Here is a 13,605-nt window from a genome sequence, read left to right as displayed (position 1 = left end):
GAGTAGGTAAGAGAAATGGCAAGGGGGCGTTAACGACGTGAGCCTCCTACTTCCCCGCCACAGTGAAATGGATATGTTCAGCAAATGCTTCTCCATCCATAAAGCCAGTGACCCGCGCCTTGGTAATTTCGTTACCGTTTTGATCAAAGAACAAAATGGTAGGTAGACCCAGCACAAAGAAGGTATCGAAAATTTCCTGGCGTTGAGGGGTATTATCAGTGAGATCCATTTGCATCCACACCGTGTTGCTCAACGCTTTGATAACTTGCTCATTGGGAAAGGTGTATTTCTCAAACTCTTTACATGCCACACACCAATCGGCGTATAAGTCCACCATAACGGTCTTACCCTGCGCATTCGCTTGCGCGATTTTGTCACGTAAATCGGCTAAGTCACGGGCAATGACAAAATCTGGATGGGTAACCTGTTCGCCCCACAGACCACTGTTTTGCCCTGCTTGATAGGTAAGCCCTGCACTACCCATAATACCTATGGCAACAATGATGGCGCGAAGTAGCTTCATTGTGGTGTTAGGCGTTGCGCGGTTTACCGCCCAATAGTAACCAAATAAACCAAATCCTAGGGCTGCCCACAGAAAGCCTGAAAAAGGGCTATTCCACAAGCGCTCTATAAACACGATGGCCACAGCTAGCATCATGAACCCGAAGGTCACTTTGACGATATTCATCCAGTTGCCAGCCTTAGGTAAAAGCTTCCCGCCGGTTATACCAAACAAGATTAGCGGGACGCCCATACCCACACTGAGTAAATACAAAGAAACAAAGCCCAATGTCATGTCGCCAGTTTGTGCGATAAACAGCAAAATGCCTGTGAGCGGCGCGGTTGTACATGGCGAAGCAATAAGACCAGACAGAACGCCCATGATAAATACGCCAACAAAACTCCCCGGCGTCTGGTTGTTGCTCATGTGGGTGAGCTTTTCCTGGTACTTTGCGGGAAGTTGAATTTCAAAACCACCGAAAAGGGCAATGGCAAGTGCAACAAATAACACAATAAAAATGCTTAAAACGACGGGATGCTGAAGTGCAGCTTGGAACTGCGCGCCAGCCACAGCGACCACTAGCCCTAACAGCGAGTAAGTAATTGCCATACCTTGTACGTAGACAAAGGTTAGCCAAAATGCGTGGGAGGTGGTTTTGGGTTTACCTTGCCCGATTACTATGCCCGAAACAATGGGGTACATAGGGAATACACAAGGAGTAAAAGCTAGACCTACCCCTAACGCAAAAAAGAGTGCAAGCGTGACAACGAGATTATCTTTATTGATTAATTGCTCAGCTAAAGCAAACTGCTCGCTGACGGTGGAATTGCCTTTTACGTCGGTATTGGCAGAGGACTGTACTGGGTTACTTACTTCAGACAAATAGACCACTTTTACTGTGGGGGGGTAACACAAGCCCGCATCAGCACAACCTTGATAGCGAACTTTTACGACTCCCTCCGATTCGGCATAATCGATAGGTAAGGTAATACTGACGCGATTATAAAATACTTCAGATTCACCAAAAAATTCATCCTCGATAATAACGCCCTGGGGATAGCTAGCTGCACCTACACTGGCGTTTTTGGCCACATATTTGAACTGCTTTTTATAAAGATAATAACCCTCTGCAATTTCAAAAGTGAGCACTAATTCGTCGCCTTTTTGATTAAAATCGAAAGCGAAAGCTTGATCCACGTCTAGGAATTGAGGCTCACTGGAAAACGGATCATCAAAACTGTTTTCTAGCTGTGCATGAGCTAAAGGCGTAAGGCTGCATAAGATTAATAACAGCGTTATAAACTGCAGGCAGCGTGCGAACAGTGGTGTAACACCAAGATGGGTTGAAGACTTATTTGTAAAGCACAGGGCTAGGGGCGTTGTCATAAAGTTAGCAATCATTTATTAGTTTTAAGCGTTAATGTTGTAATGTGGTTTGTAGCCAATGGCCATAGGCGTGACTGGCTTCCCCGTTAAGCTCGAGCCATTCTGGCACTTCATAGGGATGCATTTCATTGACCAGGTCAAATGCAAGAAGTAGATGCTCGGTATTGGTTTTAATCAGCAACTGACATTCTGTGGCAGTTTCCACTTTTCCTTGCCATTCATATACCGACTGTACGTTGGGAATGATATTGACACACGCGGCTAAGCGCTTCTCTACCAATGCCCTAGCAATGGATTGTGCTGAGTCTTCATCGGGTGTAGTACACAACACCAGTTTAATTGTCATAGTCGGGTCTCCCTCCTTTGTGATTGGAGCGTAGAGTAGAGGTTGTCTTAGCGCACACCAGAGACACAATTCAGCCATGTTATTGCTGGTTTGTCTACGAATTGTGCCAAGTCACTACAAAGACCGAACCATGTGTGAGATTCTTTCATATAAAAGTATATCACGACGGTTATCGGTCGCGTGGTGACCCTCATTGGGCGATTTGAATATTATAGGGCACCTTTTCTTGTTATTACGTTCAAAGCCCTCATAACGGGTTATGAATGATTGAAAGAGGACGTATTTTGCGGGTTTTATTTTTACTTTTTGCACTGCTCCCCATTTTGGAAATTGCACTGTTAGTGAATGTGGGCAGCGTAATAGGCGGGTGGAATACCATTGGCCTCGTCATACTTACGGCATTTATTGGCGCGTACTTTGTGAGACGCGAAGGAATAAGCACGCTTCAAACTGCGCAGGCTAAGATGCAGCGCAATGAGGTGCCAGGTAAAGAATTAGTTGAAGGGCTGATGCTGGTGGTGGCAGGCGTGTTGTTGGTTACACCGGGTTTTATTACCGATATTCTGGGCTTTTTGTTTGTACTTCCGGGGTCTCGGCACCTGATTGCAGCCCAATTAAGCAAACAACTCAAAATGCGCGTGGTGGTGTCAGGCGTGCATTCAGGTATGGGCGCTGGCGCTGCGGGAGGCTTTAATTCCAATGGGTTTAATCCCCATAACCCCAACCCTTTTGACCGAACCAATAACGACAATGGCGACGTACTTGAAGGGGAATATACCGATAATACCCAAAACGACAGCGATAAACGCCTTAAATAAAGGGGCAGGATTGCCCCTAAACACCAGCGTACTTTCGCGTGTAAATAGGTCTGTTACTTCCCAAAAAAACGGTATTTAGTAAAAAAACCACTTTTTTTACATTTTTTTGCTTAAAAACCCTTGAAGTTATCTGGGTACTACCCCATCTATCCGTGCAGAAACGATTTTAACTTGCTCAGCAATGAGCACCCCAGGCACACAACATTCAGACGGTCTGAGTGTTGGTAAACTCATAAACTTGAATAGTGGAATTTTCAGGAGACTTGAAAATGGCAATTCGTCCTTTACACGACCGCGTAATCATTAAGCGCGCAGAACAAGAAAGCAAATCTGCAGGCGGTATCGTTCTGACTGGTTCTGCAGCAGAAAAATCTACACGCGGCGAAGTAATCGCTGTAGGTAACGGTCGCATTCTTGAGAACGGCGAAGTTAAAGCGCTAGACGTTAAAGTAGGCGACACCGTTATTTTCAACGACGGTTACGGCGTTAAAACAGAAAAGCTGGATGGTGAAGAAGTACTTATCCTAAGCGAAAGCGACATTCTAGCGATTGTTGAGTAATAACAACTAACGTTAAAACGAATTTTAGAGGAATAGAATCATGGCAGCTAAAGAAGTACGTTTTGGTGATGACGCTCGTAGCAAAATGCTAAAAGGCGTAAACACACTAGCTAACGCAGTTAAAGTAACACTAGGTCCAAAAGGCCGTAACGTTGTACTAGACAAGTCTTTCGGTGCACCGACTATCACTAAAGATGGTGTGTCTGTAGCGAAAGAAATCGAGCTTGAAGACAAGTTCGAGAACATGGGCGCGCAGATGGTAAAAGAAGTAGCGTCTAAAGCGAACGACGAAGCGGGTGACGGTACTACTACTGCTACTGTACTTGCTCAAGCAATCGTTACAGAAGGTCTTAAGAGCGTTGCAGCGGGTATGAACCCAATGGATCTTAAGCGCGGTATCGACAAAGCGGTTGCGGCAGCGGTTGAAGAGCTTAAAGCCCTTTCTACTGACTGCGCAGACAGCAAGTCTATCGCTCAAGTAGGTACTATCTCTGCAAACTCTGATTCAGAAGTGGGCGACATCATTGCTCAAGCAATGGAAAAAGTAGGTAAAGAAGGTGTTATCACTGTAGAAGAAGGTCAGGCTCTTCAAAACGAACTAGACGTTGTTGAAGGTATGCAGTTCGACCGCGGTTACCTGTCTCCATACTTCATCAACAACCAAGAAAACGGCACTGTTGAACTAGACAACCCGTTCATCTTATTGGTTGATAAGAAGATCTCTAACATCCGCGAACTACTTCCTACCCTTGAAGGCGTAGCGAAAGCTGGTAAGCCGCTAATGATCATCGCTGAAGATGTTGAAGGCGAAGCGCTTGCTACACTAGTAGTAAACAACATGCGCGGTATTGTTAAAGTTGCAGCGGTTAAAGCACCTGGTTTTGGTGACCGTCGTAAAGCCATGCTTCAAGACATCGCTATCCTAACTGGCGGTACGGTAATCTCTGAAGAGATCGGCCTTGACCTTGAAAAAGTTCAGCTTGAAGACCTAGGTACTGCTAAGCGCGTAGTGATCAACAAAGACAACACAACCGTTGTTGACGGTAACGGCGACCAAGAAGCGATTGAAGGCCGTTGTGCTCAAATCAAAGGTCAAATTGAAGACTCTACGTCAGACTACGACAAAGAGAAACTTCAAGAGCGTCTAGCTAAGCTTTCAGGCGGTGTTGCAGTCATTAAAGTGGGCGCAGCAACTGAAGTTGAAATGAAAGAGAAGAAAGACCGCGTAGAAGATGCACTACATGCAACTCGCGCAGCGGTTGAAGAAGGTGTAGTACCTGGTGGTGGTGTAGCACTGGTTCGTGCAGCAGCGAAACTTGCTGACCTTACTGGCGACAACGAAGACCAAACCGTAGGTATTAAGCTTGCACTACGTGCAATGGAAGCGCCTCTACGTCAAATCTCTATCAACTCAGGTGCAGAAGCATCGGTAGTAGTTAACGAAGTGAAGAACGGCGAAGGTAACTTCGGTTACAACGCAGGTAACGACACTTACGGCGACATGCTAGAGATGGGTATCCTTGACCCAACTAAAGTAACGCGCTCTGCGCTTCAGTTCGCATCATCAATTGCTTCACTTATGATCACAACCGAAGCAATGGTAGCTGAACTACCTAAAGACGACGCACCTGCAATGCCTGACATGGGCGGCATGGGTGGCATGGGCGGCATGATGTGATCATCCCCCAAGCTTAACGCTTAAAAGAAAGGCGCTACTCATTGAGTTAGCGCCTTTTTTGTTTGTATGGCAAATTTTGTGCGTAACAGGGCTATGCGCCCTGTTTTTCTGCAATATACTCGTCCACCAATTCTTCAAGAATGGCAAGTGGCACGGCACCGTTTTTAAGTACCACGTCATGGAAATCGCGTAAGTCGAACTTATCGCCTAGGGCTTGTTTCGCTTTTTCACGAATTTCTAAAATCTTAATCATACCCACTTTGTAAGAGGTGGCCTGCCCCGGCATAACAATATAGCGCTCTATTTCAGATGTAACGTCGCTAAGCGCCATACCCGTGTTGCGTACCATATAGTCAATTGCCTCTTCACGGGTCCAACGTTTATCGTGAATACCCGTATCTACCACCAAGCGCACGGCTCTGAATAGCTCAGCTTGAAGACGACCTAGGTTATCTAGGGGGTTGTCCTGAAAGCCCATCTCCCATGCCAGGTATTCTGAATACAAAGCCCAGCCTTCAGTGTAGGCGGTAAAAGGCGACATTTTGCGAATAAAGGGCATGCCCTCAAGTTCCATTGCCAAGGCTATCTGGAAATGGTGGCCTGGGATGCCTTCGTGATATGCCAATGTGCGCATGCTGTACTTAGGCGTTGCTTTAATATCATATAAGTTGGCATAAAATCGTCCCGGACGAGAGCCATCAATAGCGGGCTGCTGGTAGTAGGCGCCTGGCGCGGTTTTCTCTTTGAACTCAGGAATACGTACCACTTCCATGCCGGCCTCAGGGCGAATTCTAAATACATCGCTTATACCTGCATCGATCTCATCAAGTATGGTTTGGTAATCTTTTAGAATTTGTTCGCGGCCTTCATCACTGTCTTCGTAATAGTGAGAAGGATCGACGGCCAACGCGTCCATCGCGCTAGAGAAGCCTTGGCTGACGTCATAGCCTTCGCCAGCAAGAATAGCTAACATTTCGCTCTGAATTCTTGCTACCTCTTTTAGGCCTAGGTTGTGAATTTCATCGGCAGTCATATCGGTGGTTGTGAAAAAGCGCAGCGCATTGGCGTACACCTTGTCGCCATCGGGCAAATGCCAATAGCCGTGATCGTTTCCTGCTTTCGCTTGAAGCGTGGTGAAGTAATCTATAAATAGTTGGTAGGCGCGGTCGACGTCATCACCTATAACCGTTTGGGCTTCGGCTAAATACGCATCTTGCTGCTCTGCAGAGATATCTTCAGCCTTAGACATCTTCTCTTTCAGCGAGCTATAAAGAATATTTTCCTCTATTGGCGAAGATATAAAGCCATTCATTTCATCTAGTACACGGTCTATCACGAAGCGCGGAGGAATAATGCCTTTTTCCTCACGCAATTTAAGCCCTTCAAGCACTTGCGCGAATTTCTCGTCCACAGCACGCAAACGGCTTAAGTAGTTTTCTACGTCAGTGGCATCATTAATTTGATGCTGACCTTCCATAAAACTTGGAAAGCCGTTTTGTACTCCGAAAAGTTGGTTTACTGGGTAGCCGTGATACTGAAACGGTTCGTTACTAATGAGGTAATCAAGCAAGTACAGCGTGATCTCTTTGGAAAGCTGCTCGTCTTTGCTTAAGTCTTCGTCGTCATACGCTAAAACCCTTTTGCGTATATGGCGAGCTTTGTCATATAAGGCAGCGTTTTTCTCTAGGCTAGCGTCATCAAGTTCGGCGTTGTGACCTTTAATACCTACTGATTCTAAGAAACCGAGGGAGGTTAAGGTTTCAGGGCTATCAAAAGCTACTTTCACCATTTCTCGGTTAAGTAGGTTATTAAAGTAAAAAGGTTTATCCGCATACCACTCGTGCGCAGCAAATGCACCGCCTGCTAACAAAATTATCAGTAAGCCGGTACCAATCCATTTAAAAAATCGTTTCATCGTTATTGTTGTCCGAATTTTGTCCAATGTTTACGTTAACGGAAAAAGTTAATAAAAGTAAATGGTAATTATGAACTCGATATAAAAGAAAGGCGCTGCTTATAGAGCAGCGCCTTTGTTATTGTTGTTAAACGTTTTTAGGCTTAATTTAACGGAGGAATGTCGTCAGCATTCTGGTTAATTTTACCTACGCCCGAGTAGTTGATAACTCGCTGCTTAACCACTTCGGCATCATCAATTGCTTCATTAATGATCACCACTGAAGCAATGGTAGCTGAACTACCTAAAGAAGACGCACCGGCAATGCCTGATATGGGTGGCATGATGCATGCCTCTCAAACATCTCTCGATATTGTAAACCCCTGTAAGAGAGTTTCTTGCAGGGGGGGATTTGCTCGATAGGCGTAGCAGTTATCGTTTACAAGCTCTCTGTGCTAGAAATATGTCTGTCTGAATCATCAAACAAAGAAATGATGTTACGTCGTTGCCAAAAACCGCTGTGATTGAAACGCGCGCCACCAGCAGTATATTGCGTTTGGTGCTGCCTCACAAAATGTCTGAAGTCGTCGAATACTCTATCCTGATAATTGAAAAGTGGCTGTAGCGATTGTTTATGAAAGGCCATGCCTATAGATTTACCTGCGCATATACCCTGTAGAATTGATTTGGTTATGCCTGCAGACGATATTGAGTCATAGCTTGAAGCGGCATCACCCACAGCTAACCAGTTCTGGCCTACAACATTAGACAATATGTCAGACGAACATGGTCTAAGCCATAGTTTATTGGGAAGTGGCAACTCTGTGCCAAATTGAACCATGCATTGTCGATAAAACCACTCGCTCATTTTCAAATACTGAAACCAAATTTTAGGTGACGTACTTTGCGTATTTTTCATCCCTTGTGAATCGGTGCAGAAACTTATGAGCGCTCTTTTTTTAGGTAGTTGTGTTCCGTACCACCAGCCATCGGCAGCACTGCAAACAAGCGTATTTGCAGCTTGAGTCTTTGAATCCCCTAAGTCAAAAAATGCACACAACGATATCACCTTATCAAGTGTATTTTGTGCAATGTTAAGTTTGTTGATAATGGTCCGATGATAACCTGTAGCATCTATAACGAAATCACAATAAACGTTGCGTTGAACTGATTTATGTTCAACTGATAACAGGTAGCCGTTGTTATATTGGTTTATGCTACCAACACGGGTATCAGATAGAACCCGAACCCCCTTTTTTATGCAGGCTTGTAGTAACTGTTGATTAAAAAATTTTCGGTTTAAATGATAGCCTTTACCAATTGGGGTAAACAAAAAATCGTTATAGCCTGGGGTCTCATCCTGCCAAACCGAAATACTCCCCGGGCACGGAAGGTGATGATTTTCTTCAAGTACATGTTCTATATTAAGTTCACGCAAGTACTGACTAAGTACAGGAGGCACAGTTTCACCTACAGATGGGCTGGTTTTGACAGAAGCATTATACAAAGTGATTTGTAAATTGAGCTTTAGAATCAAACTGGTATTTAGCAAAGACAATGCGGTGGCGCACCCGGCAGGGCCACCACCAACGATTGCTACACTAAGGCGATTAGATTCACTTTCCATACTACGCTAAGGAGGGATTGATAAACATTACCCTATGGTCCGCAATTGGTCGGGGGCTTATAGCCATCTTCAGTGGCTGTCGGCCATGGCTCTACAGTATCACCGTGTTCAGTAAACTGGCTTTCTACCTCAATGAATTTGTCACTTCCATAATTAATATTATGCTCGGGGTCTGACACTTGAAGGCCCTGAATGACAAATCCAACTTTGTGCCAGTTTTCAACGAACTCAAAATAACACTGAAAACGACCCTGTTGTTGCGGATATGGAGTCTCGGTACCATTGCCTCGTACACTAAACCAAGTGCTTCCAATACTCCAGGTATTGGAAGCACTGTTATATTTACAGGTTTCTTTTGGATAAACAGAAACGGGGCGTTGAGCTGGCCAAGACCAGTACAGTGTATTGTTTTCACTTGGTTTTTGGCTTTGATCTAGAACTGGATTTGGATCTGGGGTGTGGGTAGCGCAACTATTGTAATCGGTATGCCAAGGTTGAGACATGAATTTACACAAATCCCCAGGTTCTACTTTGAATTTGCGTAAAGGTACATAACCTACGCTAAGAAAATATTCCTCTTTTCCATACATAGAACTGTAGTCAAGTGGTTGCATATTGATTCTAAAAGGCCCCGTTTCGCCCTGCCAGTCTTGAATGTATAAATTGACGTCACGAACAATGAACGTTAAATCTATTCCTGGGGAGTAGCGTCCTCCAAGACAATTTTCCAAAACCATTCTATCCATATATTCCCCCTTACCAAGAGGCGGATACGCTTCCACTGATTTACCTTCATACCACTGGTTCATAAGAAAATACTGTGTCTCAGTGACAGATAAAAAACTCTTCATTGCGTCGCCAAGTGCCAAAGGCATTTTTCTAGGTACACCATCCTCATTGTCCGGCGCATTTTGTGTTCCAGGAGGAGAGGGTTTACGAATTAATTGTTGGAAAGAAGGTATTTTTTCTTTTGGATCGTCTGTTGGTTTTATTTGCGCCATAAAGTTGTGCCCATTTACCCCTTTATTGGGAAGTGCAGTATTCCAACGTTGCAAAAAGGCGCCGTGGAACACGGGTAATACGTCACCATTAAATGAAGCATCGTAGGAATTTTGATATCCCTGAGTATAGAGTTCTGGTTGCAATGCTAAATGTTGAACCCATGTGTCGTAAACATCATCCCAGGTAGATACCACATTGCGGGTCTGTGGTGCATAACCGGGATCGGTGCAGACTACCCACCCATGAACGGCTTGTTCGGTAGTGCCGTCTTCGTAAATTATAGTCGCACACACTGGGCCATCAGAGGTGTCATCAAACCAAAAGTCGTTGTCAATCGCGTCATCCAGTATAGGTGGAGCACCGTTTTGCATTATCGCGCTGGCTTTTCCGTAGCCACCGGTAACAATTAATCTTCCTGTGTCTTTTTCAATTAACATTTCCCCTAGACTTTCTATAGCGCCTAAAGGGTTAAACATGTCAAAGTGGCTGTCTGGAAAACTAATGGGGTAGTTCGGTTGAGTCTGTATAGAGCTATCTTTTGCGATATAACAGGCTGCAGATGATTGATTAAAATGCTGCATGTCAGTTGGACGACTCTCCTTAACTGACATTGCTCTGGGGCCAGCATCGATAACTAATGTGCTGAGTCTATTGGGAGCGGCAAGATCACTGCCAAATTCAGGTGTATTATTACGAACAGGCGGTGTTTCGTCGTTCTCGTAGGCTACAATGCCTTCTTCATCACCGCTTTCTGAAGTAATTGAATAGTTATTGTTTTTTTTATTGGCAAGATGTACCTGCCACACAATGTCTCTAATCAGCTTACCGCCAACAATATCACCTGGTTTGACTTCCTTACCAGCGTCTTTGGCTGGATATTCTGCCTGCGGTTGCTCGTAGGCAAATAATCTGAAACGCGCTGCCTGACGTTTAACTCTGCCTTCAGCATCGCGAAAATCGTTTTCGTCAATGGGCGTGTTTTCGGTATTGGGTTTTACTGGCAATCCCCCGAATAAACCTGATTCTTTATCTATCAGCTCTCCTGCGGCTGTTTCTGGTGCCAAATAGTATTCACTGCTATTACCCACACGGGCAAAGTTAATGGTTGGATGAACTCGAAAGTAACTCATTGCTTTTCTCCTGTGTTTTTAAGGTATGCCTGAATAGCTTCTTTTTCCTGAGACCAGAAATAAATATTCTGAAATGCATGACTGATATTTAAATTTGTAGCCGGAAGGGGAGATAGGCTCATTTTGGGAGGAAATTCCTGTTCTGTATTGTGGCAGCGGAAACAATTATTCATGGCCGTCGCCTGTTGCGTAAACGTTTCAATGGTGCTGTTTGATAATCGTAATGATCCGGTCAATAAGGTATCGTCAGCTAGGGAGAGGCCGGGTGACAACGTGTTTTCTTGTTTAAACCAAATCGCGCCAATTTCATCATAGTGAACCCAAACTTCATTTTGATTTAATTTACCTTGTACGCTTTTATTCAGACTCTGGATATTAGCCGTATTACCCGGTTTAACATCGGGTGCATTTCCAAATGGATAACGTCGACAGACCTGAGTGATAGGTGTAAATGTCTGGGTTGCTTCATCGAGTACAAGTCCGTCCTTCGCCGGGTTGATATTGCAATCCTCTAATTTTGTATTGGCCGTATAGAAAGTGTAATTTTCTCCTGAAACTGGCTGGCCTATTCCTGTATCTGGAGAGACATCAGGCGCATTCTCGTTATGTTCAAACGTTGCCCAAATCATTTCGGGGTGTCCTTGTACTATCCCCCCAATATGAAAACCTACTAATGCGACTCTTGCTGAATAGGTTTCAGTAGGGCTTACCTGTATGCCATTAGGTGTATTAATCAATTTGTTTAGTTGAGTCTTCATAACAAAGATGTTTGAAGGGTTTTCATCCTCGGCTAAGACACGCCACGATGCTTTTAACTCCATCGCTCCCGCACTGCCATATATAGGGAATTCAGTGTTAGGGTTGTTTTTTCCCATTGCCTGAACATTTATAGGGTTTGTATAGTCATCGGTTGGTGAATATGTTCCTTCTGCATTAATGCCCTTGATGAAGTTCGCAAAAGTAGGATTAACGTACTGCGAGTAATATACGGCCTTGCCGTTATGATCGATAAGGATCCCATCGGTACCGGCCTGAAGATATTCATCAAATGATAGGGGATTACCGTGTTTAGTTCGTCTGGGCATCATTCCTCGCCCTTCCAATCCAATTAATGATTGCGGCGATTCAAAAGACAAAAACCTTGGCTGAGAATTCCATTCCTGGGTCAACCATAAGAACATTTGCCAAGACCATTGATGAAATACACAATTGCTGGAGCTTTGGAATTTATCATCGTCAGGTCTTGGCGTTTGACTGTGAGGAAACCACGTGGGCTCAGCCTCACAGCTTTGCGTCTGACTGTGTGCCTGACCTATAAAAAGATTAAGTGTTGCTAGGAAGCCAAACGTTAATAACACTCGGCTATATCGTTTGCGGATGTTTGTTATATATTGCATTACATTTCCCCAATTCATTCCGGAATTAATTGATATTTAACGGAAATTCACATTGAACGAAGGGGATGCGCTAAGTACTGACCCTGTTTAAGCGTTTGGACAACCTCCCTGACGTCCTAGCTTTTAATTATTGTTCATATTTTTTTATACGCAAATTAATTCACCGATTTTTATGGTGCTTGTCACCTTGTCTGATAGCCCCAAGATTAGTTCTGGCTAACCTATTTATACTGGAATGTAATCCTTTGTTCTCGCTTCCAACCTATTTCGATGTAAGTCGTCGGTTAGTACTTAGGTACTGACTTATAAAGGCTTTAGCCGTGTGCGGGGAAACTCGCACGTACGGTTCTTAGGGGAGGGGAAGCCAGTAATGGCTGTTCCTTACCCGATACAATTTATGCTGTGTCATTATGTTGATTTATAAGGGATTATCTAAGATTCGTTGAGACATTTAATACGCCCTTTGTGAGTCATTTTTGTATATACTTTAAGAGACCGTCAAGTTAACGCTTGGTGGTCTTTTTTATTTATATGGAACAGAGATTCGATTTGGGCTAACCTCGAATTAAAAGCTCTTAAGCAAGGACTGTATGCTTACTGATAAACAATTGAATCGCGCCATCTATTCTATTTGGGATTTTCAGCAAGCACTCTCAGCATTAACGTTTATACTTGAGGAGTTTGATTTTGAGGGAGAGTACAATGTTGTTGAATTACGGCGATACAGGTCTTACGAAGCAAACCTCATTATATCAATGGCAAGACCACTAGAGCCTACCAGAAGCGGCTCTACAATAAGCTTTAAAGCTCTTGGTATCAAATTAGACGAGAAGCAAAAAGCGCTATGTGCAAGAGTGTTAGATCTTCGAAGGAAGCTGATAGCTCACTCAGATGAAGATGAGATGCACTTCAGGGTTGATATTCACACCTCTTCTCTAGACGGAAAACATGATGACTTTAAGTGGCCTATCTTTAAGTTTATGGAGTGGCTACATCTTTCTGAAGCTGAACTTATGGAGTTGGAAACGTTCCTAAGGTGGTTAACTTCAAGGCTTTCAGAGTTCTTTGTTAAGTTAGCAAAAGAGGAGCCTGAAAGACTTCAGAAGTACAAAATACCAACCTCACTGATGGAGAGGGGGGCGAGTTAGTTTGAACAAAAGGGCAACTGTATTGCCAGGTCATGCGTACAAGCCCTCGAAGAAATCTTTATGCCCCCCTTTAAAATCAATGGCTTAATAGGTTGCGTAAGCGTATTTTTCGTGACA

11 protein-coding genes are annotated in these 13,605 nt (G+C 44.2%); 4 read left to right on the top strand and 7 right to left on the bottom strand.

Going from position 1 to position 13,605, the window contains the following annotated elements; translation table 11 throughout:
• Positions 1-46: 46 nt before the first annotated feature.
• Both ACMCM8_RS15850 and cutA read right to left on the bottom strand, forming a co-directional pair.
• On the bottom strand, positions 47-1,888 hold the full coding sequence (locus ACMCM8_RS15850) for a protein-disulfide reductase DsbD (protein WP_412723553.1): 1,842 nt from the start codon (positions 1,886-1,888) through the stop codon (positions 47-49).
• A 31-nt stretch (positions 1,889-1,919) separates the two neighbouring features.
• Positions 1,920-2,234 carry a divalent-cation tolerance protein CutA gene (cutA, locus tag ACMCM8_RS15845; protein ID WP_412723552.1) on the bottom strand — a complete coding sequence of 105 codons (315 nt, stop codon included), beginning with the start codon at positions 2,232-2,234 and terminating at the stop codon, positions 1,920-1,922.
• Between the two features lie 284 nt (positions 2,235-2,518).
• Between cutA and ACMCM8_RS15840 the strand changes: the two genes are divergently transcribed.
• From ACMCM8_RS15840 to groL, 3 genes are all read left to right on the top strand, one after another.
• Positions 2,519-3,052 carry an FxsA family protein gene (locus tag ACMCM8_RS15840; protein ID WP_412727754.1) on the top strand — a complete coding sequence of 178 codons (534 nt, stop codon included), beginning with the start codon at positions 2,519-2,521 and terminating at the stop codon, positions 3,050-3,052.
• Between the two features lie 269 nt (positions 3,053-3,321).
• A complete protein-coding gene (locus tag ACMCM8_RS15835; protein WP_015068434.1) occupies positions 3,322-3,612 on the top strand; it encodes a co-chaperone GroES in 291 nt (96 codons plus the stop codon).
• A gap of 40 nt (positions 3,613-3,652) precedes the next feature.
• Positions 3,653-5,290: a chaperonin GroEL gene (groL, locus tag ACMCM8_RS15830; protein WP_412723551.1), complete on the top strand. Its 1,638-nt coding sequence runs from the start codon at positions 3,653-3,655 to the stop codon at positions 5,288-5,290.
• Positions 5,291-5,381: 91 nt separating this feature from the next.
• Here the strand turns inward: groL and ACMCM8_RS15825 are convergent, their stop codons facing one another.
• From ACMCM8_RS15825 to ACMCM8_RS15805, 5 genes are all read right to left on the bottom strand, one after another.
• Positions 5,382-7,205: a DUF885 domain-containing protein gene (locus tag ACMCM8_RS15825; protein ID WP_412723550.1), complete on the bottom strand. Its 1,824-nt coding sequence runs from the start codon at positions 7,203-7,205 to the stop codon at positions 5,382-5,384.
• 143 nt (positions 7,206-7,348) lie between these two features.
• Positions 7,349-7,528, bottom strand: coding sequence for a hypothetical protein (locus ACMCM8_RS15820; RefSeq protein ID WP_412727786.1), 180 nt, complete (start codon positions 7,526-7,528; stop codon positions 7,349-7,351).
• A gap of 95 nt (positions 7,529-7,623) precedes the next feature.
• A complete protein-coding gene (locus ACMCM8_RS15815; RefSeq protein ID WP_412723549.1) occupies positions 7,624-8,811 on the bottom strand; it encodes an NAD(P)/FAD-dependent oxidoreductase in 1,188 nt (395 codons plus the stop codon).
• Positions 8,812-8,843: 32 nt separating this feature from the next.
• Entirely contained in the window at positions 8,844-10,943 is a 2,100-nt protein-coding gene (locus tag ACMCM8_RS15810) for a LodA/GoxA family CTQ-dependent oxidase (RefSeq protein WP_412723548.1), read from the bottom strand.
• Positions 10,940-12,340, bottom strand: a complete 1,401-nt coding sequence (locus tag ACMCM8_RS15805; RefSeq protein WP_412723547.1) for a hypothetical protein — start codon at positions 12,338-12,340, stop codon at positions 10,940-10,942. The genes ACMCM8_RS15810 and ACMCM8_RS15805 overlap by 4 nt, the downstream gene beginning before the upstream one ends.
• A 590-nt stretch (positions 12,341-12,930) precedes the next feature.
• Between ACMCM8_RS15805 and ACMCM8_RS15800 the strand changes: the two genes are divergently transcribed.
• Positions 12,931-13,488: a hypothetical protein gene (locus ACMCM8_RS15800; protein ID WP_412723546.1), complete on the top strand. Its 558-nt coding sequence runs from the start codon at positions 12,931-12,933 to the stop codon at positions 13,486-13,488.
• Positions 13,489-13,605: the final 117 nt, after the last annotated feature.

Origin of the sequence: Alteromonas sp. D210916BOD_24 (genome assembly GCF_047159385.1) — a bacterium.
GTDB lineage: Bacteria > Pseudomonadota > Gammaproteobacteria > Enterobacterales > Alteromonadaceae > Alteromonas.
The sequence above is the reverse complement of the archived record's forward strand: the minus strand, read 5'-3'. Positions and strand labels throughout refer to the sequence as shown.